Genomic DNA, 26,714 nt, shown 5'->3' with positions numbered 1-26,714 from the left:
AGGGCAAAGGCGAAGACGGGGGCGCGAAAGCAAAGACGGAAGGCGAAAACGATAATAGAGGCAGGGGCAGAAACAGAAGCGCAGGCAGAACTAGAGGCAAAGGTGGAAATAGAGGCAATAGGCGGAGATGGAAGCAGGGGGCAAAGGCGGAGGCCACGAAGGTGGGACGTGAAGGGTGATTCGCGGGCGTGTGGCCGGCGTTTGCTGGATGTTGTGTTGCTCGGCGTAGCCGTTGGTGTGCTGTTGGAGGGAGTTTGGTGCAAGATTTTGAACTTTCCGAATGGAATTGCTCGTGGAATTGTGGCTTCAGATTCGGAAAGTTCGATTTCTTGCACGATACGAGCTTAGAGGGGGTGTTTCTCATTCGGAAAGTTCAAAATCTTGTCCTATTTCGATTGGGAAATGAACGAAGGCTCGGAAAGTTCAAAATCTTGCACAAAGGGGGCTTCGATGCTGCGAGAGAGACGCCGCGAAGCCGGACCTGGGTGTAACGGCTCGGTGCGCGAAACCGGACTTGGGCGCGACAACTCGGCGCGCGAAAGCGCGCTGCCGGCGGCTTGCGAGGTGAGCGGGATGTGGCGAAGCTGGGCTTGACGGGATCGGGGGACAGGTACCGGGGGCGGCGCAACTGGCTGAACCGCTATGCTCGTCCGAACTTCTGCGCGGGCCTCGGACTCGCGTCGTTGCTGTCTGGCATTCGACGCCGCCTTTCGCTGGGGTTCGTTGCCTGACTGCTTAATTGCATCAAAGGCTGGCGCTACTCACCGTGCTTGGCGTTGGCCTGCGGGAACACCACACCTTCGAAAATAAGCCTGCGGGAACGTCTCCGAGCAATTGCCTGCGGGGCGTCTTCGCAAACGAAAAAATCCGTTCGACAAATTAACAATGGTATCTAAGGGTAACTTTTGCTACTATCGATAAGTAATCCAAAGATAACATCGCACGAGAACGCTGTTCGCGCAGTGTTGGGCGAGTGCGCGCTCTGGGCTCGGCTTGGCTTGCGCTTGTCTGCGTGCTGCGAACGGTTATGCGGTTGCTTGCAATCGCTCATCATTGCGAGCTCGTCCGAGGTCGCAATGATGGCGAGTTTGGCGTGACGGCGCGTGTACCGTCGGCGATGCATCTATCCGGATGGGAATGAGTGGAAGCAGGAAAGGAACAGGACATGCACCCAACCATGCAAGAGAGCCTGACTGGCATGATTCGCGGCGGCTTGGCCGTTACGCTGGCAAGCACGCTCATGGTTCCCGCGGCCGCGCTGGCAAATCCCGCGCAGGACGACGCGGCGAATCAGACAGCTCGAACCCAGCAGGCGCAAGGCTCATCCGCGTCCGTTGCGGCGGAGTCGGCGGCGCAGGCAGCAGATTCCGACCAAAGCGCGGACTTCGATACAAACGCTTCCAATCAGGATGTCGGCGCATTGCTGACGCCCATGGGCGGGGCCACCTCCGAAGCCGAAGTCGGAGAAACCGCAGGTGGGACAAACCTTCTGGACGGCGTGGGGCAAGATCCCAACGAAAAAGTCACCATTATTGTGCAGCTTGAGGACGGCGGCAACCAGGGCGTCAGCCTGTTCAGCAATCTGCTGGGCCGTGCGCAACAAGACCGTCACGCGTACTTCAAAGACTGCATCCGCCAGGTGGTGGCGCAACAGCTGGGCACCGACGAAAACGGCGGCATCCAGCTGCTCTCGACGCAGGCTGCCGATGACGCCGTTCAGGAGCTGCACGACTATTACCACGTCATCGACGGTTTCGCCATCAAGGCGCCCGCGGGCGTGCTTGACGACATCAAGGCCATGGACGGCGTGAAGCGCGCGGTCTTGGGCGAAAACCTTGACATTCCCCAGGACGAAGGCGAGCAAGCTGCGCCGAAAAACCAAAGCTCGCTTGACATGACCGCGGCCGATCAGGTTGAAGAAACCGGCGAGGGCCAGACCGTTGCCATCATCGACTCGGGTGTGGCAACGGGTCATGAAGCGTTCTCCGGCGACCTGGACGACAACGCGGTGGCGCTGACTTCGGGCGCTGTCTCCAGCTTGCAGGGCTCCATGGTGGCCGGCGGCCAGCACGGCGTGTACGTGAGCGAGAAAATCCCCTTCGCATACGACTACGCCGACTACGACACGGAAGTCACGCCGAAATCATCCGACCTGGAGCACGGCACGCACGTGGCGGGCATTGCCGCAGCAAACGCCGGCGAAATCCGCGGCACGGCGCCCGACTCCCAGATCATCGCCATGAAGGTGGCCTCCGACGTCACCGGTTCCATCCCCAACGACGCCATCCTTGCCGCACTCGACGACTGCGCGGTGCTTGCACCCGACGCTATCAACATGTCGCTGGGCACGGACGGCGGCTTCTCGAAATACGGCTCCGAAGTGTTCGACGAGGCGCTGCACAAGCTGGAAGACCTTGGCGTCACCGTTAACGTTGCCGCAGGTAACGCGTACTCTGCCGCTTTTGGCAACCAGTCCGGCGAAAGCAAACCGTATGCAGAAGACCCTGACAGCGGCATCGTGTCGTCGCCTTCCACGTCGGTTAGCGCGTTTTCCGTGGCCAGCGTGAACAACTCGCTGCCTCGAAGCGCGTTCAAGGCTGCCGACGGCACCGTCATTGGCTACGACAAGATGGGCATCCAGCGCAACGGTCAAAACAGCGGCGAAACGGCGCCCGACCTTACCGGTATCGAGGACGGCACGTACGACCTGGTTGATCTGGGCTATGGTTCTGCTAATGAAACGAACGAATGGGGTAATGCGAACAACTGGGACCTCAGCAACAAGATCGTCCTGGTCAAGCGCGGAAAAGCGAATGAGTCTGACCCGAATCTCACGTTCACCGAAAAGATTCAGAACATCATGAGCAACGCCGGTGCGATGGGCTGGCCGAAAGCCATCATCGTGTACAACAACGAGCCTGGCGCCCTTGACAACGCTGCCGTTTCGGACATGAACCTGTACTTCCCCGTGGTGTGCATCTCCGGCGATGACGGCGAGCTGCTGGCGAATTCCGAAACGAAAACCGTGACTGTGGACTCAGGTGCCTCGTTGCCGGCATCCACGGACTACGCCATGAGCGACTTCTCCAGCTGGGGCGTCACGCCCGATTTGAACCTGAAACCTGAAATCACCGCGCCGGGCGGCAACATCTACTCAAGCGTTTTGGACAATGGCTACGCTTACATGTCCGGCACGTCCATGGCAACACCGCAGATGACGGGCATTTCGGCGCAGATGCATCAATATATCGAAAACGACGCGAAATTCGCGGGCTTAAGCGGCGCCGAGCGCAGCGATGCGGTGACGCAGCTGCTTATGTCAACGGCCACGCCTATTGCGGACCAGGCGGTTGAAGGCAGCTACTATAGCCCGCGCAAACAGGGCGCCGGCCTGGCGAACGTGAAGGCCGCAACCGCATCCGACGTGTTCGCCACCGTTGAAGGCGCCAGCGATGTTTCGCGCCCGAAGGCTGACCTGGGTGAATCCGCTACCGGCGCATGGAATTTCGCGGTGACGTTGACCAACCTTGGCGCCGAAGAGCATACGTTTGCGGCGGATGGCGCGGCGCTGTCCGAACAGGTTGCCGACGGCTTGTTCCAGCTGCAATCCGATAACTGGACCGGCAAGGGCATCGATGTGACGTTCAGCGGCGACGCCTATAACGCGGCGTCAGGCACGGTAAGCGTTCCGGCGGGCGGCAAGGCAAGCTTCACCGTATCTGTGACCTGCGGCGATGTGTTCGCCAGCTGGGCTGCGCAGAACACTCCCAACGGCACGTTCGTCGACGGCTTCGCGCTGCTTGCTGCAACGGACGGCGGTGTTGACCTGTCCGTGCCGTTTTTGGGCTTCTACGGCGACTGGTCCCAGAGCAACGTGTTCGACGGCCAGGCCATAACCGAAGACGGCACGGGTTCGTACCACATGTACGGCACCGTGAACTCCGACCCGAACGGCTTGCCGCTTGGCGTGAACCTGCTTGACGCAACCGCAAGCGCGCTGGTGCAGGCGGGCGATTACAGCAAGGTCGACGTCAACAAGATGGTTGTATCGAACATGGGCTACGACAGTGCCCCCAGCCAACTCATCCCGCTGACGGGCCTGCTGCGCGGCGTCGACAACCTGACGTACACGTACAAGAAAGAGGCGGGCGAAACCGTGCTGGAGTACAGCCACGATGCGGTTTCGAAATCGTACTACTATGCAAGCGGCGGGTACGTGATCCCGGCCGATGCGCGCATCGGCTACTATTCCTCGTTTGCCGGCAAGGACGGCGATGGGCGCCGTCTGCCCGACGGCAAGTACACGCTGGAGCGCACGGCCGCAACCGCAGGTCCGGGCGGGGAAACGCAAACCGACCAAGTGGCCTCGTTCTATTACGACACCACGGGCCCGCAAATCACCGATATCGAGTATGCGGGCGAAGGCGAGGAAGCCACCGTCAGCTTCAAGGTGACCGACCTTTCCTGGCTGGCGGCCTTCGACTTCCACGATCCCGAAACCGGTGGCTACTTCTATCGCATCAACCCCACGTCCGACCCCGTGACCAACGAGGACGGCACGCACACGTGGAGTTTCACGACGAAGATTTCCGACATCAAGGCGGCGTGGGACAAGGTGGAGACGCAGATCGGCGGCACCGACCCGTGCCCGAACACCGTTCCGCTGTACGCGTGGGACTACGGCCTGAACCCCAGCAAGCCCGCGTCCGTGGTGGTGACCCCGATTGCTGCCGAGTCGGTGACGCTTGATTCCACCGAGCTTTCGCTGTCGCCTGGCCAGCAGACGCAGCTGAACGCAACGGTGCTTCCCGAGGAATCCACCGAGAAGAACCTGGTGTGGTCAAGCTCCGATGGGTCCGTGGCAACGGTCGACCAGGCTGGCAACGTGACCGCTGTAGCCGACGGCACCGCAACCATCACGGCTGCTTCCGCGCTCAATCCCGACGTGAAAGCACAGGCTACGGTGAACGTGGCAGCGGTATCCGACGAGGTGGGCATTGTGATGGCCAGCAAGTCCGTCCGCATTGCGCCCGACGGATCAACCCAGGTCAAAGCCCTTGTGGCCGATAGCCTGAAAGGGCAAACCGTCACGTGGACCAGCGACAATGCCGATATCGCTTCCGTTGAGGCAAACGAAGACGGGTCGGCCACGGTAACGGCCGGCACCGGCATCGGCAACGCCACGCTTACCGCTTCGGTGCAGGGCCTTGACGGCAAGACGCGCTCGGCAACCATGACCGCGGAAGTGCGCCCCGCCAACTACGACGAATTCGTCATCGACGAGGCCACGGGCACGATGCTTGGCTACGCGGGCAACAGCTCCTATGTTGAGGTGCCGAACAACGTCAAGCGCATCAACGATCAGGCGTTCATGAGCACGCCCGTGCAGGAAGTGGTTGTGCCCTCGTCGGTGGAAAGCGTCGGCTATCAGGCGTTCTCCAACTGCCCGAAGCTCACCACCGTCACGTTCCAGGACACGGCTGAGCGCCCCAGCCAGCTGCGCGAAGTGGGCGAGCAGGCGTTCTACAACAACCTGAAGCTCAAGGAAGTGAAGTTCCCGAAGTCCGTGGAGAAACTGGGCGCGGGCGTTCTGTCCAGCACCACGGTGCAGGTGGTCGACTTCGGCGGTGCAACGGTTATCCCCAGCGATGCGCTTTCGTCGAGCCCGCAGGCTTACGACGTGACCGTGTCCGACAACGTCACGAAAATCGGCGACGGCGCGTTTATGGCGTGCCTGGGCTTGGGCGAGCTGAAACTTGCCGATGTGGAAGGTGCGCAGGACGGCGAAACGAAGGGCCTGCCGTCGCAGCTGCAGGAAATCGGCTCAAACGCGTTTAGCGGCACGGCGCTTTCCGGAGAAATCGTTATGCCATCTGGCGTGAAGACCATCGGCGATGGCGCGTTCGGCCTTGCCTCGGGCATCACGTCCGTGCAGCTCAACGAGGGGCTGAAGTACCTTGGCGGCAGCGCGTTTGCGTCTACGAGGATCACGGAGCTGACGGTGCCCGATTCGGTCAACAGCGTTGGCGAAGGCGTGTTTGCGTCCATGGGCAGCCTGTCCACCATCAATTTGAACGCCAACATCCCCGACGGCGCGCTTGTCAAGGGTTTCGTGGGCGACACGTCATTGCTGCACATCAACATCCCGAAGGATTGCAAGCACTACAGCGTGAAAGATGACGTGCTGTTCAACAAAGATGGAAGCCAGCTCATTACGTATCCGCTGGGCGTTTCGGGCTCTTATGCCGTGCCTGAAGGCGTGACGGAAATCTGCGACTACGCGTTCTACCAGGGCGCTGAAACCGAGGTGACGTTCCCCAGCACGCTGAAGAGCGCAGGCGAGTATTCGTTCTGCGAAGGCAAGCTTGCCGGCTCCGTGGTGCTGCCCGACGGCATGGAAACGGTGGGGCACGGGTCGTTCATGAACCTTGCGATTACCAGCGCGAACATCGGCGGCGCTATCAGCCTTGGCGGCAGCGCGTTCTATAGCTGTACGAGTCTGACCGACGTCGACCTGCGCACCGACCTGAACCGTCTGCAGTCTGTGGGCAATCAGTGCTTCGGGCTCAGCTCGGCCATCCAGGCCATCATCATGCCCGATTCGCTGACCACGCTTGGCGAAGGCGCGTTCTCCAACATCTCCGCGTTGAAGAAGGTGCACATCGGCGCGGGCCTGACCGGCAACATCTCCATGTTCGTGACTGGTGCCAACGAGCTGTCCGAGCTGACGGTTTCCGAGGACAACCCCGTGTATTCGGCTGACTACAACGTGCTGTACGGCAACATGGAGTACAGCAACGGCGAGAAGGACGGCTACGGCAACACGCTGCTGTCGGGCAAGCACCTGATCTTGTCGCTGCCCACGAACGACTTCGAGGAATACGAGGTTGCGCCGGGCACGGTGGAGATCGATGCGCAGGCGTTCCGCAACAACGCGAACCTCAAGAAGGTCGTGCTGCCCGAGGGCCTTCGCCAGTTGGATACGGGCGCGTTCAATAATTGCACGTCGCTGACGGACATCAACTTTCCCAACAGCTTGGAGCACGTGGACGGCCTGTACAGCGTGCCGCTTGACGTTGCCGATTTCGGGCCGAACGTGTCGTACATCTCCGACAGCGCGTTTATGGGAGACATGCCGAACCACCTGATCCTGCGCGGCATGACTGGATCGGGGGCGTTCGAGGACTCAATGGACTTCACCGATGACGGCTTCATGGCCTCGGCGTACTTCGGGCCAGGCGTGAAGAAAGCGCGCTTCAACAACGTGGCGCTGCAAACCATTGTGCTGTCATCTACGGTGGAGGCGTTCAGCATCGCCGGCACGGCGTTCGGTGGCGACACTGCCGAGGAAACGGCCGAGCGCGTGAACCAGGTGTACGTGTACGCCGGAAGCGAGGAAGTGGCACAGCTTGCGAAGGATTCGCTGAGTGCCGAATTCGAGGACATGAAGGAGGCCATGTTCGCATGGTGGGGTCAGCTACCGGCCGACTTTGACATTGATGCGTGGACCGCTTCTCACATCAAGCTGTACACGCCGCTTGCCGTGGAGCTGACCAACGCCGCTCCGACGGTGCCCGGGGCAACGGTGCAGGTCACCGCGACGGCCGTGGGCGGCGTGGACGGCCAGAAGCAGTTCCGCTTCTTCCAGCAGAACGCCGATGGAAGCGAGACGCTGCTGTCTGATTGGTCTGATGCAAGCGCGATTAACTGGCAGGTGCCTGCCGACGGTACGAACCTGCGCGCCGAGGTGCGCGATGCAACCATGCTGACGGCCGGCGATGTGATTGGCGAAGTATCGGCGCCCGTGCTGGTGCGCGATCTTGATACCGCGCCTGTGACAGTGGTCGAAGGCGGCCAGGCGCCCGTGCTGGCGGTTGTCGGTTCCGCTGCGGCGGGCGAGCAGCTGACGTATCAGTGGTTCTGCGACGGCGTGGCCGTTGAAGGAGCGAACCAGGCCAGCTTTGAGCCCGACGTTTTGTCTGGGGAGCACACGTATTACGTGGTGCTGACCTCCTCGGCGAACGGGGCAAGCGCCATGGTGAAGTCTTCCGAGGTGGTTGTGCGCGGCGTTGCTCCTGCGGTGGCGCCCGAGTTCGCGGCGCAGTTGCCGGAGCTGACCGAAACAACGGTGGGCAAGCCCGTCAGCCTGACGGCGGTTGCCACGTCAGCCGATGGTGGCGTGCTAACGTACCAGTGGTTCTGCGACGGCGCGGCCATCGAGGGCGCGACCGATGCCACGTATACGGTCGACGCGACCGAGGCCGGCAAGCATGCGTACAGCGTTGAGATAACGAACACGCTGGGCGTGGCAAACAATGCAGCATCGGTTCGCAGCGGTGATGCCGTGGTTGAAGTGAAGGCCGACAAGTCGGCTTTGAACAAGGGAATTGAGCATGCCAAACAGGCAATCGAGGGACTGAACGAGTCCGATTACACGCCCGAAAGCTGGAAGGCGATGGTCGATGCGCTGGCGAATGCCGAAAAGGTTGCGTCTGACGAGAACGCCACGCAGGCCGACGTAGACGCAGCCGTGAAAACGCTGCAGGAGGCTGGCCATGGCCTGGAGAAGGCGGCTTCGCCCGACCAGCCTGGCAAGGACGATCCGGCCAAGCCCGGCGACGGTGACGACCAGCCGGGTAAGGACGATGGCAGCGGCGACCAGGGCGGCAACAACGGCGGCGGTGCTGGTGATGCCGGCAACGGCTCTGACAACGGCTCCGCAAGCGGTAACGCAGCCGGCAGCGGCTCCCCCGGCGCTGCTAGCGGCAACTCCGCAACCGCGGCAAGCGGCAAGCTGAGCCAGACGGGCGACATGGCCCCGGTAGCCCCGATCGTGGGCGGCGGCCTCATCGCCGCGCTCGGCGCCATCATCTCCGCTGCGGCCCTGCGCCTGCGCAAGCGCAACAACTAGCAGCAGCAAGGCTGCCCTTCGCGAGGGGCGGCCTTACGCCTCGGACGCGCCGGTGCTTTTCGGCACAACGCCCCTATGCAAGAGGCCACGCTGGCAATCCCGGCGTGGCCTCGTGTGATTTTTGTTACCTATGGTTGTTGCCCGGTCGTAACCCTGGTAAACTTCTTGCGATTTGTTAACAACCTCAAACAACAGGCAGGTGCGCACGTGAACGAGCAAGTGATGGAAGTCGAGCAGATTCTTGCGTCCGACCAGCCAAAACGCAGCAATTCGAAGCTCCGCCACGGTCTGTGGGCCGCAGGCGGCTTCCTCTGCTTCGCGCTTGGCATGGTGGGCGTGGTCTTGCCGATTCTGCCCACAACGCCGTTCATCCTGGTGGCCGCCTTCTGCTTCGCGCGCAGCTCCGAGCGCCTGAACGCCTGGTTCAAATGCACGAAGCTCTACAAGCAGGTGCTCGAGGGCTACGTCACGAAGCGCTCCATGACGCTGAAGGCCAAGCTCACCATCCTCGTTCCCGTAACGGCGTTGCTGGCCATCGGCTTCGCCCTCATGGGCAGCGTCCCTGTCGGCCGCATCGTGCTAGCCATCGTATGGGCCGGCCACCTCATCTATTTCGGCTTCGTCGTGAAAACCGACAAGGAATAATCCTTCCGAAAGCCGGCGTTTCATTGATGCCTCACTGCTTTGGGGCGGTCTTTGCAACTCGCAAATTGCGCTACTTGCAAGCGAGCGTTATTTGCGAGTGGTTGCAACTCGCAAGCAGGCGCAACTCGCAGGTGGGCGTTACAAGCGGGCAGGTGCAACTTGCCCTGTGCTATTTTGCTTGCCAGACTTTTACGCGGCAGCAGTTCACGGCTTCGCCGCCGATGGGGGTGTAGTCGATGTTCGAGTACGTCACCACGGTGTCGCCTGCGCCTTCGGACGCCAGCCACTCGCCGTAATCGTCGGCGCCGTTGGCCACGTCAAGCGCGAAATAGCGCTTGCCCTCCACGTCCACGCCGCACACGGCGCTTGTCGACTTCACCATCAGCCAGTTGCCGCACCACGCCGGCGCGGTGGTGGGGGTGCGGTCGAAGCGCAGCCACTTCTGGTCGCTGTAGCCGCCGTTGCCCGGCTTGCTGACCGGGGCATACGTGCCCAAGTTGGCAATGCCGTCGCCGTAGCTGTACGTGGCGTCGAACGCGAACGTGAAGCCCGTCTTGCCGTATCCGGCCTCAAGCGGCTTCATGGAAGCGGGCAGCGTCACGGTGTCGGAAACGTCGCCGTTTTCGCTGACAAGCGTCAGCTGGTAGTACGACGAGGCCCCGTCGGCGCGCGGCGTGATAACCACGCCGTCGCTTGAGGCGTATGGCGCGGTGGCCATGCGGCCAGCGGACTCGTACACCACATTACCATCGGTGCTGCCCATGGTGGCGCGCTTGAGCTGCGCAATTTGCGAAGCTGCGGAAACGGTGTTGTCGATTTTCGGCATGACCTGCCAAAACGCGTGGTTGCCCACAGCGGCGATCGTAGGCGTTTCGAACTCGCTGGTGGACCCCTCGTCAAGCTTTTGCACGCCAGAAACGCTGCCGCCGTCCGAGCTCAGGCGCGCCGAGAACACGCGCCACACGCCGTCAAGAATGTCGGCCTCGGTCCACACGACGCCTTGCGACGTGCACCGCGCATCGTAAATCTCGAAGCCGTCATCTTGCCCCTGCGCCTTGTCCAGCACCACGGTGTAGGTGCCCGAGCTTAGCGAAAGCGTGGCAACCTGCGTCAGCGGCTTCGCCTTTTCGGTGGGCAGAAGGCAGCAGGCGAACTTGCTGTCGTTGGCGAACACGAGCGTGCCGTAGGGCAGATCGTACTCGCCAAGCTTCGTCATGCAGTCGTCAACGTTGTCTATCTGGGACAAGTCTGAAATCGAGGACACGGCGTCCGTGGGCACCTTCAGCGTTTGGATGTCGGGCGCCTTGTTGTCCTGGCTGCTGACAACGGCCGCCGCGCCGCCGCCCACGGCGGCAACAACGCCGACGCCCAGCGCGCCAAGCAGCAGCCCGCGGCGCGTGATGAGCGTCTGTCCGCCATCGCCTGCGGCCGCTCGCGGCGTGCCGTGGCTGCTTGGCGCGCCGCCGGAAAGCCCGATGCCGCCAAGCCCCGGTGTGCCCGAAAGCGGCGTGGGCGTGGCGGTGCCCACATACATGCCGGCACCGCGCGAGCCGACATTGCGCACGGCGCCTCCGCGGGTCGCCTTGCCGCGCCCAGCGGGGCCTCGCCCGGCAACAGGGCGTGCGCTTGCATGCGTTCCGCGGCTACGACCTGCTGAAACGCTGCCACGCGTAACCGTATTCGGGCGTGCGGAAGCGCCACGTGCAGGGCGGGCCGGCTTGCCGGTGCTCCTGTTCGCGCGGGATGTTTGGGAAGGGCGGCGCGAGGTGCCGCCCGAAGATGTTCTACGGGTTACCATGGCGGTAATTATGTCATTTCGCCAACAGGGGCGAAGCGGTTTGACTTCACTTGTTACAATAAACCCAAACACCATTCATCCGGCGTGCCCAAGGGGGACGCGCCGGACGTCAACATGGACCGTACTTCCTAAGGAGTGAACCATGAGCAACGAAACGCGCCGCATCCTTTTGGTTGAGGACGAGAAGGCCATCCGCGATGCCGTTACCGCTTATCTCGAGCGTGAAAACTACTGGGTAACCGCTGTGGGCGACGGCCAGGAGGCGCTGGAAGAATTCTCGAAACATCACTTTGACCTGGTCATCCTTGATCTCATGCTGCCGCGTGTGCCCGGCGAGCGCGTCTGCCGCGCCATCCGCGACAACTCCGATGTGCCCATCATCATGCTTACGGCGAAGGGCGAAGTGGAAGACCGCATCATCGGCTTGGAGCTTGGCGCCGACGACTACCTGGTCAAGCCGTTCAGCCCGCGCGAGCTGGTGGCCCGCGCCCGCGCGCTGCTGCGCCGCGTGCATGCCGACTCCGAGCCTCAGCGCGAGGTGCTGGAATTCGGCGAGCTCACCATCGACGTGTCCGGCCACAAGGTCATGGTTTCCGGCAAGGAAATCGACCTCACGGCCAGCGAATTCAAGCTGCTCACCACGCTGTCCCGCTACCCGGGCCGCGTGTACTCGCGCATGGAGCTGGTGGAAAAGGTGCTCGGCTACGACTTCGAGGGCTACGAGCGCACCATCGACTCCCACGTGAAGAACCTGCGCGCCAAGATCGGTGACAACCCGCGCAACCCCAAGTGGCTGCACACCGTGCACGGCGTGGGCTACCGCTTCGAGGATCCCACCAAGCAGGGCCAGTAACCTGCCATCGCTAGCCAGCGCGCGGCTGGCAGCGTCGGCCGCGCCTTTCATTTCGTGACGAAAGGTCGCGTGCCACGTGGACACCAACACAACGCAAGACGCTCAAACGACCGGCTCCGCATCCACGGGGCCGGTTGTGGTTGAGCGCCCCTCCGAGGGAAAGAAACGCAAGAAGAAATCGTTCCAGGGCGTGCGCAACTGGTGGAACAACCTGACGTACGCCACGCGCATGACCATGGCATTCGCCCTGATAGCGGCCATGACCGCCATGGTTGCCATCGGCGTGCTGTCGTTCGTGTGGCAGCAGCACTTCCATACGTACACGCAAGAGAACATGAAGTCGCTGGCCGAAAGCACGGCCTCGCGCATCGAAGAGGTGTACGACACATCGCACACGCTGTACGATCCGCAGGTGGAGGCAGTGGCGAAGTACGCCGAAAGCCTGAACAGCGGCGTGGGCGTGGCCATCATCGACAACACCACCGGCAAGGCGGTGTACGACTCGTCGGCTGTTACCATCGAGAACGACGACGGCGGCACGAAAAGCGGTATGACGTCGGGCGGCCAGTCGTCAAGCGGCGGCTCCGAAAGCAGCCGCACGCTTGCCCCGCCCGTCAGCGCCAGCCAGCAGTTTACCAGCGCGCCCATCGAATACGGCGGCACGGCTGTGGGCTCGGTGCGCATCTGGGTGTACGGCAGCGAGTCGCTGTTGACGCAGGCCGACGAGCAATTCTCGAGCAACTCCTATCAGGCCATGGTGTTCGCCACGGTGCTTGCCATCGTGCTGGCGTCGTGCATCGGCTTTCTGTTCGCGCGCAACCTGGTGCGCCCCATCAATACCATGGCGTCCACCGCGCGGGCCATCAAGGAAGGGGACTTCTCGGCGCGCACGGGCATTCGCGGCGAGGACGAGATTGCCCGCCTGGGCATGACGTTCGACGCCATGGCCGACTCCATCGAGCGCGACCGCAAGCTGGAGCGTCGCCTTACCACCGACGTGGCGCACGAGCTGCGCACGCCACTTATGGCCATTCAGTCCACGGTCGAGGCCATGGTCGACGGCGTGTTCGAGCCGAACGAGGAGCGCCTGGAAACGGTGAACTCCGAGGTCCAGCGCCTGTCGCGCCTGGTCGACGCCATCTTGAAGCTGTCGCGCCTGGAAAACCGCAGCAACCCCATGAAGAAGGAAGTGCTCGATGTGGGCGACCTCATCAGCGGCATCATCGCCACGCATGAGGCCTACGTGGCCGATTCGGGCCTGAAGCTCATCTACGAGGTGGAGCGCGGCGTGCGCGTGCGCGGCGACTCCGACATGATTCGCCAGGCCACGGCCAACCTCATCTCGAACGCCGTGCGCTACACGCCCGAGGGCGGCACCATCACCGTCAGCGTTTCCAGCCATGGTGACAAAGCGGCCATCGCCGTGCGCGACACGGGCATCGGCCTGACGCCCGAGGAGGCGAAGATGGTGTTCAGCCGCTTCTGGCGCGCCGACGCCGGCCGCACGCGCGAAAGCGGCGGCCTGGGCATCGGCCTGTCGGTGGTGAAGGAGATCGTCGACCGTCACAACGGGTTCGTCACCGTGGAAGGCGAGAAGGACAAGGGCGCTTGCTTCACCATCAACCTGCCTCTGTACACTGAAGAGGAAGAGCAGAAGCAGCAACGCAAGGAACAGCGCAAAGAGCAGCAGCAACGCAAGGAGCAGCAGCAACAGCAGCGCAAGGAACAGCAGCAACAACGTAAAGAGCAACAGCAGCAGCGCAAAGAGCAGCGCGAGCAGCGACTTGCGCAAAAAACGGGGATACCGTTCGGACGCTCGCACGACGATGAAAAATAGACGATAATGGCAAGGTTACAACGTCGCCGGGGGCGGCGCGGATAAGCAGGCTGCGTGCGCGGTGCGCGCAGCGCGAAACCGCATAGGAAAGGAAAAGCAGGCATGAGCGGAATCGACATCAAGCCGGACGCACAAGGCAAGGTGCGCGACATTTACGACTTGGGCGACAAGCTGTTGATGGTGGCAACGGACCGCATTTCGGCATTCGATTACATTCTTGAGGACGAGATCCCGCACAAGGGAGCCGTGCTCACGCAAATCTCGCTGTTCTGGCTTGACCATCTCAAGGACGTCATCGGCAACCATCTCATCAGCGCCGACGTGGCCGACCTGCCCGAGCAGTTCAAGCCCTACGCCGACTACCTGCGTGGCCGCTTCATGCTGGTGAAGAAAGCCGAGATGTTCCCTATCGAGTGCATCGTGCGCGGCTATTTGGCCGGCAGCGGCTTAAAGGAATACCAGAAGCAGGGCACCGTGTGCGGCATCAAGCTGCCTGAGGGCCTGGTGAATTCCTCGAAGCTGCCCGAACCCATCTTCACGCCTTCCACGAAGGCCGAAATCGGCGATCACGACGAGAACATCAGCTTCGAGCGCTGCGCCGAAATCATCGGCGAAGATGCCGCCACGCAGCTGCGCGACCTGGCCATCAAGGTGTACACCGCCGCGCGCGACCACGCGGCCGAAAACGGCATCATCATCGCCGACACGAAGTTCGAGTTCGGCGTCATCGACGGTCAGATCATCTTGGCCGACGAGGTGCTCACGCCCGACAGCAGCCGCTTCTGGCCGGGCGACGAGTACGAAGAGGGCCGCGACCAGGCCAGCTTCGACAAGCAGTACGTGCGCGACTGGCTTAACGCCAACTGGGACCGCACGGGCAACCCGCCGCGCCTGCCGCAGGAAGTTATCGAGCGCACCAGCCAGAAGTACATCGCCGCATACGAGAAGATTTCCGGCAAGAAGTTCGAGTACTAATGTTTCGCCGGCCTGCCGGCCGGCGAAACCACTCGACGCTGCGGCCGCGCGAGGTACCTCATTTTGCCTTTCAGCTGCGGCGGCATGGCCATAAGGCCTGCTCAGCTGAGCTGATGGCGTCCGCTCGGACGCATAAATGGAGACCGAACATGCCAATGGCATGTTCGGTCTCCAAGGCAATCTGAGGCACCTCGCGCACCCTCGCTGACTTAGTCGAGACCTACGGTGTTGCGTTTCAATGAGAGGCTTCGCCGCATCTGCAATTCTTCGATTCTAGAAACGACTGAACATGACCCAACGAAACCCGATGAACGAGCGCTACACCACCGACAACCACAAGGGTGCCACGCGCAAATCCGCCGCTTCCGCCAAGCCGGTCACGAAGGCTGCGTCCTCGGTGCGCATCCAGCCCACCGAGAAAACGCCGCAGCAGAAGAAGGCCGAACGCAAGCAGCAGCGCGCCAAACAGCAGGAGCGCGACCGCCAGTTCTACAACCCGCCCACCGCGGAGTACAAGCGCCTGCGCAAGATTTGGTGGGTGTGCCTTATCGCGGCCATCGTGCTGACGTGCCTCAGCTTCGCCGGCAACAGCTTCGGCATGCCGGCCGCGGCAACGTACGTCACGCTGGCGCTTGCTTACGTTGCCATCATCGCCGCGCTCTACATCGACTTCGCGAAGTGCCGCAAGGCGCGCCAGAAGTACGCCGACGAGGTGCTCAGCCACCCCAGTAAAGAGCAACGCGCCGCCGAGAAGAAGGCGAAGGCCGACCAGCGCGCCGCCGAGAAGAAGGCCGCCGAGACGCCCGCTGAGCCCGAGCCCAAGAAGAAGGGCCTGTTCGGCTTCGGCAAGAAGAAGGACCAGTAAGCAAGACCAAGCAGGTTACAAACCCGCTTCGGCCTCATAAGGCAATTTGCAAGCGGGCGCCGGTTCGGTGCCCGTTTGCGTTTTCGGAAGGGCGCCGCGTGCGCCCGGCACACGACGTACAGAAAGGACGTCCATGGTTTCCCGCATCTATGTGGAGAAGAAGCCCGGCTTCGACGTTGAGGCCCAGCAGCTTGCGCACGAGCTGCGCAGTATCCTGGGTATCACGGCGCTTGAGGGCTTGCGCCTGGTGAACCGCTACGACGTGGAGGGCATCTCGCAGGAGCTGTTCGAGCAGTGCATCCCCACCGTGTTCAGCGAGCCGCAGGTTGACGTGGCCACCTCCGAGCTGCCTGCCGCCGACGGCGCGCTCGTGTTCGCCGTGGAATTCCTGCCCGGTCAGTTCGATCAGCGCGCGGCTTCGGCCAGCGAATGCATCCAGCTCATCAGCCAGGGCGAGCGTCCCGAGGTGCGCAGCGCGAAGGTGTACCTGCTTTCCGGCGCGCTGACCAGCGAAGACGTGGACGCTATCAAGCACTACGTCATCAACCCCATCGAGGCGCGCGAGGCGTCGCTTGATGTGCGCGAAACGCTGGCCATGGCGCAGCCCCAGCCGGCGCCTGTCGAGGTGCTCGACGGCTTCCTTGACCTTACCGCCGACGAGCTGCAGGGCTTCATCGATGAGCGCGAGCTGGCCATGGACGAGGCTGACCTGGCGTTTTGCCAGCAGTACTTCCAAAGCGAAGGCCGTTGCCCCACCATCACCGAAATCAAGATGATCGATACGTACTGGTCGGACCACTGCCGTCACACCACGTTCGGCACGGAAATGACGAACGTTGCCATCGATGACGAGCGCGTGAAGGCCGCGTACGAGCAGTACCTGGACATGCGCCACGAACTGGGCCGCGACGCCAAGCCCGTGTGCCTTATGGACATGGGCACCATCGGCGCGAAGTGGCTGAAGGCCAAGGGCATCCTCACCGGCCTGGACGAGTCCGAGGAAATCAACGCCTGCACGGTGAAGTGCAAGGTGGACGTGAACGGGGAAGACCAGGACTGGCTGTACCTGTTCAAGAACGAAACGCACAACCATCCTACGGAAATCGAGCCGTTCGGCGGCGCGGCCACATGCCTGGGCGGCGCTATCCGCGACCCCTTGTCGGGCCGCAGCTACGTGTACCAGGCCATGCGCGTCACCGGTGCGGCGAACCCGCTGGCGCCCGTGTCCGAAACGCTGCCCGGCAAGCTGCCGCAGCGCAAACTCGTCACCACGGCTGCTGCCGGTTACTCCAGTTACGGTAACCAAATCGGCCTGGCCACGGGCCAGGTGCACGAGCTGTACCACCCCGGCTACGTTGCCAAGCGCATGGAAATCGGCGCTGTGGTGGCGGCCACGCCGGCTGACCACGTTCGCCGCGAAACGCCTGCTCCGGGCGACGTGGTGGTGCTGCTGGGCGGCCGCACCGGCCGCGACGGCATTGGCGGCGCCACGGGCAGCTCCAAAGAGCACAACCTGGAATCGCTTGAGCACTGCGGTGCCGAGGTGCAGAAGGGCAACCCGCCCGAGGAGCGCAAAATCCAGCGCCTGTTCCGTCGCGGCGAGGCATGCCGTCTTATCAAGCGCTGCAACGACTTCGGCGCCGGCGGCGTTTCCGTGGCCATCGGTGAGCTGGCCGACGGCCTGCGCATCAACCTGAACAAGGTTCCGAAGAAGTACGACGGCCTCGACGGCACCGAGCTTGCCATCTCCGAGTCGCAGGAGCGCATGGCCTGCGCCATCGCCGCTGCCGACGTGGACGAGTTCTTGCGTTACGCGCACGAGGAGAACCTCGAGGCAACCGTGGTGGCCGAGGTCACCGAGGAGCCGCGCGTGCGCGTCATGTGGAACGACGAAGCCATCATCGACGTCAGCCGCGAGTTCCTGGCCAGCAACGGTGCGCCCAAGCAGCAGGACGTGCACGTGGCCGACGGCGGCGCTTACGCGCGCACCTGGGAGGGCACTACGCTTGCTGAGCGCATGAACTCCCTGGTCGGCGACTTGAATGTGTGCTCGAACAAGGGTCTGTCCGAGCGCTTCGACTCCACCATCGGCGCAGCCACCGTGCTTATGCCGTTCGGCGGCAAGTACCAGCTCACGCCGGCGCAGGCCATGGTTGCCAAGCTGCCCGTTGATGGCGAAACCACCACGTGCAGCGGCATGGCCTGGGGCTTCAACCCGTATCTGACCGAGGCCGACCAGTTCGTCGGCTCGTACGTGGCCGTGGTCGAGTCCGTCGCGCGCCTGGTGGCGGCCGGCTTCAAGCGCCAAGACATGTACCTGACGTTTCAGGAATACTTCGAAAGCCTGCGCGGCGACGCCGACCGTTGGGGCAAGCCCACGGCGGCCGTGCTCGGCGCGCTTATGGCTCAGGTTGACCTGGGCATCGGGTCGATCGGCGGCAAGGACTCCATGTCCGGCAGCTTCGAGCAGCTTGACGTGCCGCCCACGCTGGTGTCGTTCGCCACGGCAGTGGGCAAGGTCGGCCGCGTGACGTCGCCCGAGTTCAAGGGGGCCGGCCATCGCGTGGCCTTGGTGGCGCCGCGCTGCTACGACGCCGAGGGCATCGCGCCGGCGGCCGAGGACGCGCTGGCCGCCATGGACGCCATGCAGGAGCTTATCGGCTCGGGTGCGGCGCTGGCGGTTTCCACGCCGGGTTACGGCTGCATCGCCGAGGCGCTGTTCAAGATGTGCGTGGGCAACGGCTTCGGTGTGTCGCTTGACGACGCGGACGCCGATGCGCTGTTCGCGCCTGCGTACGGCAGCTTCCTGGTGGAACTGGCCGACGATGCGCAGCTGCCTCAGGCAACCGACAACCTTGACGTTGCCGTCATCGGCGCCACCACCGAGGCATATCAGTTCGTTGCCGCAGGTGAGACGCTTGATATGGCCGCGCTGCAGGAAACGTGGGAGTCGGGTATCGAAAGCGTGTACCCGTATCGCCGCTCCGGCGAGCCGGTGAAGCAGGTGACGGTGGACAACCGCCTGCCGCTCACGTACAACGGCACCATTGCCCGCCCGCGCGTCATCATCCCGGTGTTCCCCGGCACGAACTGCGAGTACGATTCCGCTCGCGCGTTCGAGCAGGCGGGTGCAGTGGCCGACACGCTGGTCATCAACAACCTTACGCCGGCCGCTGTTGCCGAAAGCACGAAGGCCCTGGTCGAGGCCATCAAGAACAGCCAGATCATCATGCTGCCGGGCGGCTTCTCCGGCGGCGACGAGCCCGACGGCTCGGCGAAGTTCATCACGGCGTTCTTCCGCGCCCCCGAGGTTACCGAAGCGGTGCGCGATCTGCTGTTCAACCGCGATGGTCTGATGCTGGGCATCTGCAACGGTTTCCAGGCGCTTGTGAAGCTGGGCCTGGTGCCGTACGGCGACATCCGCCCCATGGACGACAGCTGCCCCACGCTGACGTTCAACACCATCGGCCGTCACCAAAGCCGCTTGGTGCGCACGCGCGTGGCCAGCAACTTGAGCCCGTGGCTGTCCCAGTGCGAGCCGGGCGACATCCACACCGTGGCCATCAGCCATGGCGAAGGCCGTTTCGTGTGCAGCCCCGAGCTTTTGCACGAGCTTGAGGTGACGGGCCGCATTGCCACGCAGTACGTTGATGAGGCCGGCCAGCCCAGCATGGATTGGGACGTGAACCCCAACGGCTCGGTCATGGCCATCGAGGGCATTACCAGCCCCGACGGCCGCGTGCTCGGCAAGATGGGTCACGTGGAACGCCGCGGCAACGGTCTGTACAAGAACGTCCCGGGCAACAAGTTCATGCCCCTGTTCGAAAGCGGCGTCCGCTACTTCACGGACTAAAGCGCACGAAAAAGAAAACGGTGGCGAAGGATATCCCTTCGCCACCGTTTCGTATTTGGAACGAGATACAGGCGCGTCGCTTGCCTCTACGCGTAGATCTCCTTCTCCACCACCAGCTCGTTCTTGATCTTGCCGACCAGCTTCTGCAGCGCGTCGATGCAGCGCGGGCGGATATCGGCGCCGATGAGCACGTACATGAGCGAATCGCCCACGTTCAGCACGCCCTCGTTGAGCCATACGCGTACATAATAGACGCCCGGCCAGGTGAGTGCTTCCTTGACGGCTTGCTCAAGGCCTTCGGCGTCGTAGCTGAAGTCGACCTGCGCCACATCGCCAAGCCCCTCGACGCCCTCGCGCACCTGCGCCTTCGGCGTTACGCGTACCACGCCGTTGTGCGTCAGGAACATGCCGCACTGCGCGGCTTTCGGATCTTGCTTCGCCTCGGCCAGCCACTGGTCCATAGACGGTTCGGGTTTCGCCATTGTTTTCCCCTTTCAAACGATATCGCTGGCACCCATGGTACCGCATCTGGCCGCAGGATTCCGGCCGTGATAAAACAAGCGCGAGGGCGCCGTGAATGACTTGCATTCCCCAAAAGCGAAACGACATCGAGGGCGGTGGATCGACCGGCGCCAATATATTCAGGCGGCAGCGTGAATGCTTGCAGCTGAATTCGCGTCGAGCGCTCTGAACGCAGGGTTGCGGCTCGCGGGATGATTGGCGCACCTGCGCTCGAACAGCCGGCGTCCCTGCTTCTGGAAGCCTCGCACTTCCTTACCTGTTTTACGCGCGAAATTTACGCGCCGGACATGGTGCATCGCGCGCGGGCTGGTACTATGGTTCGGATTAAAAACGTCGCTAGTTTGCCGTGGGCAACAAGCTCGCGCAACAGGCGTCTGGAAATGCGAAGAAAGCGAGCGCTCCCATGTCTTTGGCACCATCAGACCACACGAAGCAACCCGACAACCGAACCACCATGGACCTGGGCGCCGTGCTGCCCATGACGGCCGAGGTTCGCGACGACCACCTGTTCGTGGGCGGTGTCGACATGGTTGAGCTGGCGCACAAGGAAGGCACCGCGCTGTACGTCATGGACGAGGCTGACCTGCGCAACCGCATGGAAACGTACCTCACGTCGTTCCGCAGCCGTTACGAAAACTCCGACGTCATCTACGCGTCGAAGGCGTTTCTGAACAAGGAGGCCGCGCGCATCGCCGCGCAGGAGGGCATGTGCCTGGACGTGTCCGGCGGTGGCGAGCTGTGGTGCGCGCAGCAGGCGGGCTTCCCCATGGAGCGCGTGTTCGTGCACGGCAACAACAAAACGCCGCAGGAGCTGCGCGAGGCCATTTCCGCAGGTGTAGGCCGCATTGTGGTTGACAGCAGAATCGAGCTGGCGCGCGTGAGCGAAATTGCCGGCGAGCTGGGCGTCACTCAGAACATCTACATGCGCGTCACCCCTGGCGTGGAGGCCGACACGCACGAGTACATCCGCACGGGCTGCGAGGACAGCAAGTTCGGTTTCACCATGCTCAACGACTTCGCCTTCAAATGCGTGAAGGACGCCCTGGAGGCTCCGAACGTGCATCTGGCTGGCCTCCACTGCCACATCGGCTCGCAGATTTTCGCGCTGCATTCGTTCGCCGAGGCCGTGCAGGTCATGGTGGAGTTCATCGCGCGCGTGAAGGAAACGTACGGCTACGAGGTCGAGGAGCTGGACATGGGCGGCGGCCTGGGCATCGCCTACACCGCCGAGGACAAGCCGTCCACCATCGACCAGTTCGCGGAATGCACCGTCAACGCCGTGCGTGAGAACTGCGAGCGCTTGGGCGTGAAGCTGCCGCGCCTGGCCGTTGAGCCCGGCCGCAGCCTGGTGGCAACGCCCGGCATCACGCTGTACACCATCGGAATCCTGAAAACGCTGCCGAACATCCGCAAGTACGTGGCCATTGACGGCGGTATGTCCGACAACATCCGCACGGCGTTGTATCATGCCGACTACGAACCGACCATCGCGAACAAGGCGGGCCAGCCGCGTACCGAGATCGTCACGCTGTGCGGCAAGCATTGCGAAAGCGGCGACGCCGTGGTTATCGACATGCCGCTGCAGACGCCCGAGGTGGGCGACGTGGTTGCCGTGTTCGGCACCGGCGCGTACTGCTACACCATGGCCAGCAACTACAACGGCCAGCCGCGTCCCGCCATCGTGTTCGTGAAGGACGGCGAAGCACGCGTGACCACCCGTCGCGAAACCTACGCCGACCTTTATCATCGTGATCTTTAGGGTTCCGCCGGCCTGCCGGCCGGCGGACCGCTCGACGCTGTGGTCGCCTGTGGCACCCGGCCTCGACCTTCAGCTGCGGCGGCATGGCCCAAAGGCCAATGCCGCCTTGCTTCAGGCCGATTCCGGGCACCACAGGCGCCCTCGCTGACTTTGTTGGACCTGCGGCATTTAGTTTGACCTGCGGGTTTGGGGTAGGCAGGTTCGTTGAGTTGGCTTGGAGCGGAACTGTTGGGAACTGCCTTTTCTGAAGGGGGATATATGACCATCAAACTTGGACTTGTGGGAACGGGCACCGTCGGCGGCGGCTGCATCGACATCCTGCACAACCATCGCGAGGATTTCAAGCGCCGTCTGGGCGTTGACATGGAGCTTGTGCGCGTGTGCTCGCGCAATCCCGAACAGGCCGAGGCGCATGGCGTGTCCGACCTGTTCACAGACGACTTCAACGATATCCTGAATGACCCGGAAATCGACATCGTCATCGAGCTTATCGGCGGCACCACCGTTGCGCGCGACATCGTGCTGGGTGCGCTGAACGCCGGCAAAAACGTGGTCACCGCCAACAAGGCGCTTATGGCAACGTACGGCGAAGAGGTCATGGGCCTGGCGCGCGAGAAGAACCTGGAAGTGGGCTTCGAGGCCAGCGTCGGCGGCGGCATTCCCATCATCCAGCCGCTGAAGCATTCGCTCATCAGCAACGAGATCACGTCCGTCATGGGCATCGTGAATGGCACCACGAACTACATGCTTTCGCGCATGGTCGACGACGGCCTGTCCTACGACGATGCGCTGGCCGAGGCGCAGGCGAAGGGTTTCGCCGAGGCCGACCCCACCGCTGACGTGGACGGTTTCGACGCCGCCGCGAAGATTGCCATCCTGGCATCCATTGCGTTCAACAGCCGCGTGAAGCTGGGCGACGTGTACACCGAGGGCATCCGCAACATCACGCAGCTTGACATGGACACGGCTGACGACATGGGCTATGTCATCAAGCTGCTGGCGCTGGCTCATCGCACGCCCGAGGGCATTGACGTGCGTGTGCATCCCACCATGCTGCCGAAGGCGCACCAGATGGCCATGGTCAACGGCGTGTACAACGCCATCTACGTCACGGGCGACGCCGTGGGCGAAACCATGTTCTTCGGCGAAGGCGCCGGTGCGGGCCCGGCCGCTGCGGCGGTTATGGGCGACGTGCTTGAGGTGGCGCGCCACATGACGCTGGGCATCCCGCCTGTTGTCGGCTGCACGTGCACCGACAACCTGCCCATCGTGCCGATGGAGCAGCTGCACACGAAGTACTACATTCGTTTCGCCGTGGCTGACCGTTCCGGCGTGCTGGCTTCTATGGCCGGCGTGTTCGCCAAACACGGCGTCAGCGTGCGCAGCGTGGTGCAGCGCGGCAGCGCCGAGCACGAAACGGTGAACCTCAGCTATGTCACGCACACCGCCAGCGAGGCCAGCGTGCGCCGTGTGCTCGAAGAGATCGGCCAGCTCGACGACGTCCTGCGCGCCGAACCCAGCGTTATCCGCGTAGAAGACTAGGAGGTTCCGCCGGCCTGCCGGCCGGCGGACCTGCTCGACGCTGTGGCCGCTTGTGGCACGCCGTCTTCGATTTCAGCTGCGCGGGCATGGCCCAAAGGCCAATGCCCGCTTGCTTCAACCGAATACGACGCACCACAAGCGCCCTCGCTGACTTTGGTGGACCTGTGAGTGAGAGTGGGACAAAGGGACTGTCCATTTGTCCCACTCTGGTATACGGAAAAGGGGATATGATGGAGCAGTATAAGGAAGAGTTCATCCACTTTATGGTGGAGAGCCATGTGCTGAAGTTCGGCAGCTTCACGCTGAAAAGCGGGCGTCAGTCGCCGTTCTTCATGAACGCGGGTGCGTACGTCACGGGCGAGCAGCTGCATCGCCTGGGCAAGTACTACGCGCAGGCCATCCACGACAACTTCGGCCTGGACTTCGACGTGGTGTTCGGCCCGGCCTACAAGGGCATTCCGCTGGCGGTGGTCACGGCCATCGCGCTGCAGGAGCTGTATGGCAAGGAAGTGCGCTACTGCTGCAACCGCAAAGAAGTGAAGGACCACGGCGCAGATAAGGGCAACCTGCTGGGCGCCGACCTGCACGACGGCGACCGCGTCATCATGGTCGAGGATGTCACCACGTCCGGCAAGTCCATCGACGAGACGTACCCCATCCTGAAGGGTGCCGCCGACGTGGACGTGAAGGGCCTGATCGTTAGCCTGAACCGCATGGAAGTGGGCAAGGGCGGCGTCGTTACGGCGCAGAAGGAAGTGCAGGAGAAGTACGGCTTCCCGGTGGCGTCCATCGTTAGCATGGCCGAAGTTGTAGAGTGCCTGTACAACAAAGAGGTGGAAGGCGAAGTTGTCATCAGCGACGACATCAAGGCCGCCATCGACAAGTACTACGAGCAGTACGGCGCCAAGGAATAACCGCGCGGGCATAACTCAAGTTTTCGGGGGGCGGGCAGCATAAGCCCGCCTTTTCCGTAATAAGGAGACAAATATGGATGCTTCGAATATCGGCGTGATCTTCGATTGCGACGGAACGTTGCTCGATTCGATGGGTGTGTGGCATGAGTTGCAATATGACCTGGCAAAACGCGCAGGTGGCGAACTGACTGCCGACGATATCGCCGCGCTTGCGCCTATGAGCATTCCCGAATGCGGCGCGTATTTCCACGAGCACTTCGGCTTGGGCGAAGACGACCGCGACGTGGTGCGTACGATCGACGAGTACATGCTCGACTTCTATCGCAACCGCGCCGAAGCGCGGCCGGGCGCGCTTGAGTTCGCTCGCGCGCTTGCCGAGGCGGGGGCGCACCTGACCGTGGCGTCGTCAAGCCCGAAGCCGTACCTGATGGCGGGCATGCAGCGCTGCGGGTTCGCGCCGCTGCTCGACCGCGTGCTGTCGGTGGAGGACGTGCATTCCACGAAGCGCCAGCCCGATGTGTGGGACCGCGCGCGCGAAATCATGGGCACGCCGAAGGAAACCACTTGGGGCGTGGAGGATTCCGCGTATGCCATCGACACGCTGCGCAACGCGGGCTACCGCACGCTCGGCGTGTACGATAGCGACGACGCCGGCACGTGGGAGGCAATGCAGGCCGGCGCCGAACACGCTGTCAAAACTTTCGAGGACCTCAAACTCGAAGACTTCCTGACCTGGAACGAAAGCCCTCTGTTCCTGGGCGCAGCGGAAAAGTAAAAGCCATCGGTCGCGGCGTACCGCTCTCCAAAACAAACCGCCCGCGTTGGATTCTCCAGCGCGGGCGGTCTTCTAATCCCAAGGGTTCGCTTGAAACTGCGGCTCGGGCGTGGGCGGACGGTCCGAATAAGGGTCGTACCCGTCGTCGTCTTCGGCCTCGGCGCGAATGAACGGATCGTCTTTGGGCTGCTCACCGTCCTTCGCCGTCTTCGCAGCCGAGTCCTTCGCATCATCAGCTTTCGGCAAAGGCGTGACCTGCGGTTTCAGCGTGTAATACTTCGCCATGGGGCTGCTCGTCTCCTTCCCGTTTTTAGTCCGGAAGCATTATCTCATCTAAGCGCAGGCAGGGCCCCGCACCACGGCGTGGGGCCCTGCCAATCGGTTGGGGCAACCTACGGCGTCAAGCCGTTGCCGGCTGTTTCGGCACGAGTTTGGCGCGCTTCCTCTTCCGCACTCGTTGAATGCCGGCGCTCATTCGGTCTTCAGCGCTTCGAGCATAGCCGGCGCCCCCCCTGCCGCATTGCTACTCGGCGTCGCCGAGGCTGTCCAGGTCGTAGGGCGTGGTCTGGTACACGTAGTAGTTCAGCCAGTTCGTGTACAGCAGCTGCGCGTGCGCGCGCCACGTGCTGACCGGCTCTTGCGTGGGGTCGTCGCTGGGGAAGTAGTGCGCGGGAACGGGCACGTCAAGGCCGTTGTTCACGTCGCGGTTGTACTCGTTGCGAAGCGTGTCGGTGTCGTACTCGGGGTGGCCGAACACGAAGAAGTGACGGCTGTCGATGCTCTTCGCGATGTACACGCCGGCCTCGTCGGACTGCGCCACGATCTCAAGGCGCGGATCGGCCTCGATGTCGGCGGCGTCGACGGTGGTGTGGCGCGAATGCGGCGCCCAGAACTTGTCGTCGAAGCCGCGCACCAGCGGGCTGGAGGGCTTCAGCACGTCGTGGTTGAACACGCCGGACAGCTTCTTCGGCAGCTCGTGCTTCTGGATGCCGTAGTGGTAGAAGATGCCCGCCTGTGCGCCCCAGCAAATGTGCAGTGTAGAGTGCACATTCGTGGTGGACCACTTCATGATGCGGCACAGCTCGTCCCAGTAGTCCACGTCTTCGAACTCGTGCAGCTCAACGGGCGCGCCCGTGATGATCATGCCGTCATAGCGGTTGTCTTTCACCTGGTCAAACGTGCGGTAGAACGTTTTCAGGTGCTCTTGCGACACGTTTTTCGACTCATGGCTGATGGTGTGCAGCAGCTCCACTTCAATCTGCAGCGGCGTGTTGGACAGCTTGCGCATGATCTGCGTTTCCGTCTCGATTTTCTTCGGCATAAGGTTGAGCAGCAGCACGCGCAGCGGACGAATGTCCTGGTGCATGGCGCGATGCTCCGTCATCACGAAGATGTTCTCGCTTTCAAGCTGCTCGGTTGCAGGCAGCTGGTCGGGGATGCGGATAGGCATGACGTATGCTTCCTT

General features: G+C 62.7%; 15 protein-coding genes. 11 read left to right on the top strand and 4 right to left on the bottom strand.

Translation table 11 applies throughout. From position 1 onward, the window contains the following. The first annotated feature begins 1,165 nt into the window (after positions 1 to 1,165). Both ET524_RS03485 and ET524_RS03480 read left to right on the top strand, forming a co-directional pair. Positions 1,166 to 8,911, top strand: coding sequence for a leucine-rich repeat protein (locus ET524_RS03485; protein ID WP_129423357.1), 7,746 nt, complete (start codon positions 1,166 to 1,168; stop codon positions 8,909 to 8,911). A 207-nt stretch (positions 8,912 to 9,118) separates the two neighbouring features. Next, positions 9,119 to 9,556: a YbaN family protein gene (locus ET524_RS03480; RefSeq protein WP_236648242.1), complete on the top strand. Its 438-nt coding sequence runs from the start codon at positions 9,119 to 9,121 to the stop codon at positions 9,554 to 9,556. Between the two features lie 169 nt (positions 9,557 to 9,725). On the opposite strand, the gene ET524_RS03475 is transcribed toward ET524_RS03480, so the two are convergent. After that, on the bottom strand, positions 9,726 to 11,120 hold the full coding sequence (locus ET524_RS03475; protein ID WP_201738639.1) for a hypothetical protein: 1,395 nt from the start codon (positions 11,118 to 11,120) through the stop codon (positions 9,726 to 9,728). Between the two features lie 376 nt (positions 11,121 to 11,496). Between ET524_RS03475 and ET524_RS03470 the strand changes: the two genes are divergently transcribed. The 5 genes from ET524_RS03470 to ET524_RS03450 all read left to right on the top strand — a co-directional run bounded on the left by ET524_RS03470 (position 11,497) and on the right by ET524_RS03450 (position 19,737). Next, positions 11,497 to 12,207 carry a response regulator transcription factor gene (locus ET524_RS03470; protein ID WP_042432516.1) on the top strand — a complete coding sequence of 237 codons (711 nt, stop codon included), beginning with the start codon at positions 11,497 to 11,499 and terminating at the stop codon, positions 12,205 to 12,207. Positions 12,208 to 12,283: 76 nt separating this feature from the next. After that, entirely contained in the window at positions 12,284 to 14,044 is a 1,761-nt protein-coding gene (locus ET524_RS03465; RefSeq protein WP_129423356.1) for a sensor histidine kinase, read from the top strand. 102 nt (positions 14,045 to 14,146) lie between these two features. Continuing rightward, the gene (locus ET524_RS03460) at positions 14,147 to 15,019 is read left to right on the top strand and encodes a phosphoribosylaminoimidazolesuccinocarboxamide synthase (RefSeq protein ID WP_129423355.1); all 873 of its coding nucleotides are present in this window, start codon (positions 14,147 to 14,149) and stop codon (positions 15,017 to 15,019) included. 289 nt (positions 15,020 to 15,308) lie between these two features. Further along, positions 15,309 to 15,884: a hypothetical protein gene (locus ET524_RS03455; RefSeq protein ID WP_129423354.1), complete on the top strand. Its 576-nt coding sequence runs from the start codon at positions 15,309 to 15,311 to the stop codon at positions 15,882 to 15,884. 133 nt (positions 15,885 to 16,017) lie between these two features. Then, positions 16,018 to 19,737, top strand: a complete 3,720-nt coding sequence (locus ET524_RS03450; RefSeq protein ID WP_129423353.1) for a phosphoribosylformylglycinamidine synthase — start codon at positions 16,018 to 16,020, stop codon at positions 19,735 to 19,737. Between the two features lie 86 nt (positions 19,738 to 19,823). On the opposite strand, the gene ET524_RS03445 is transcribed toward ET524_RS03450, so the two are convergent. Beyond that, the gene (locus ET524_RS03445; protein WP_129423352.1) at positions 19,824 to 20,219 is read right to left on the bottom strand and encodes a molybdenum cofactor biosynthesis protein MoaE; all 396 of its coding nucleotides are present in this window, start codon (positions 20,217 to 20,219) and stop codon (positions 19,824 to 19,826) included. A 443-nt stretch (positions 20,220 to 20,662) separates the two neighbouring features. Here ET524_RS03445 and lysA point away from each other — a divergent pair, with 443 nt between their 5' ends. The 4 genes from lysA to ET524_RS03425 all read left to right on the top strand — a co-directional run bounded on the left by lysA (position 20,663) and on the right by ET524_RS03425 (position 25,249). Then, a complete protein-coding gene (gene lysA, locus ET524_RS03440) occupies positions 20,663 to 22,018 on the top strand; it encodes a diaminopimelate decarboxylase (RefSeq protein WP_129423351.1) in 1,356 nt (451 codons plus the stop codon). A gap of 258 nt (positions 22,019 to 22,276) precedes the next feature. Further along, entirely contained in the window at positions 22,277 to 23,560 is a 1,284-nt protein-coding gene (locus ET524_RS03435; RefSeq protein ID WP_129423350.1) for a homoserine dehydrogenase, read from the top strand. A 230-nt stretch (positions 23,561 to 23,790) separates the two neighbouring features. After that, the gene (gene pyrE / locus ET524_RS03430) at positions 23,791 to 24,474 is read left to right on the top strand and encodes an orotate phosphoribosyltransferase (RefSeq protein WP_129423349.1); all 684 of its coding nucleotides are present in this window, start codon (positions 23,791 to 23,793) and stop codon (positions 24,472 to 24,474) included. Positions 24,475 to 24,547: 73 nt separating this feature from the next. Then, complete coding sequence (locus tag ET524_RS03425) at positions 24,548 to 25,249, top strand: HAD family hydrolase (RefSeq protein ID WP_129423348.1); 702 nt, start codon at positions 24,548 to 24,550, stop codon at positions 25,247 to 25,249. A gap of 72 nt (positions 25,250 to 25,321) precedes the next feature. Here ET524_RS03425 and ET524_RS03420 read toward each other — a convergent pair whose 3' ends face one another. Both ET524_RS03420 and metA read right to left on the bottom strand, forming a co-directional pair. Continuing rightward, positions 25,322 to 25,534 carry a hypothetical protein gene (locus tag ET524_RS03420; protein WP_129423347.1) on the bottom strand — a complete coding sequence of 71 codons (213 nt, stop codon included), beginning with the start codon at positions 25,532 to 25,534 and terminating at the stop codon, positions 25,322 to 25,324. A 238-nt stretch (positions 25,535 to 25,772) separates the two neighbouring features. Next, positions 25,773 to 26,699 (bottom strand): homoserine O-acetyltransferase MetA, encoded by a 927-nt coding sequence (metA, locus tag ET524_RS03415; RefSeq protein WP_129423346.1) that lies wholly within the window; start codon positions 26,697 to 26,699, stop codon positions 25,773 to 25,775. Positions 26,700 to 26,714: the final 15 nt, after the last annotated feature.

The sequence above is a fragment of the Senegalimassilia faecalis genome (genome assembly GCF_004135645.1).
In the GTDB taxonomy this organism is placed as follows: Bacteria; Actinomycetota; Coriobacteriia; order Coriobacteriales; family Eggerthellaceae; genus Senegalimassilia; species Senegalimassilia faecalis.
This window is presented reverse-complemented; position numbering and strand designations above follow the sequence as displayed.

Excerpts from the sequence above, each read along its gene's own strand:
- ET524_RS03450 (WP_129423353.1), top strand. The coding sequence starts at position 16,018 with ATGGTTTCCCGCATCTATGTGGAGAAGAAGCCCGGCTTCGACGTTGAG.
- ET524_RS03485 (WP_129423357.1), top strand. The coding sequence starts at position 1,166 with ATGCACCCAACCATGCAAGAGAGCCTGACTGGCATGATTCGCGGCGGC.
- metA (WP_129423346.1), bottom strand. The coding sequence starts at position 26,699 with ATGCCTATCCGCATCCCCGACCAGCTGCCTGCAACCGAGCAGCTTGAA.
- ET524_RS03420 (WP_129423347.1), bottom strand. The coding sequence starts at position 25,534 with ATGGCGAAGTATTACACGCTGAAACCGCAGGTCACGCCTTTGCCGAAA.
- ET524_RS03470 (WP_042432516.1), top strand. The coding sequence starts at position 11,497 with ATGAGCAACGAAACGCGCCGCATCCTTTTGGTTGAGGACGAGAAGGCC.
- lysA (WP_129423351.1), top strand. The coding sequence starts at position 20,663 with ATGTCTTTGGCACCATCAGACCACACGAAGCAACCCGACAACCGAACC.
- pyrE (WP_129423349.1), top strand. The coding sequence starts at position 23,791 with ATGGAGCAGTATAAGGAAGAGTTCATCCACTTTATGGTGGAGAGCCAT.
- ET524_RS03455 (WP_129423354.1), top strand. The coding sequence starts at position 15,309 with ATGACCCAACGAAACCCGATGAACGAGCGCTACACCACCGACAACCAC.
- ET524_RS03460 (WP_129423355.1), top strand. The coding sequence starts at position 14,147 with ATGAGCGGAATCGACATCAAGCCGGACGCACAAGGCAAGGTGCGCGAC.
- ET524_RS03445 (WP_129423352.1), bottom strand. The coding sequence starts at position 20,219 with ATGGCGAAACCCGAACCGTCTATGGACCAGTGGCTGGCCGAGGCGAAG.
- ET524_RS03435 (WP_129423350.1), top strand. The coding sequence starts at position 22,277 with ATGACCATCAAACTTGGACTTGTGGGAACGGGCACCGTCGGCGGCGGC.
- ET524_RS03425 (WP_129423348.1), top strand. The coding sequence starts at position 24,548 with ATGGATGCTTCGAATATCGGCGTGATCTTCGATTGCGACGGAACGTTG.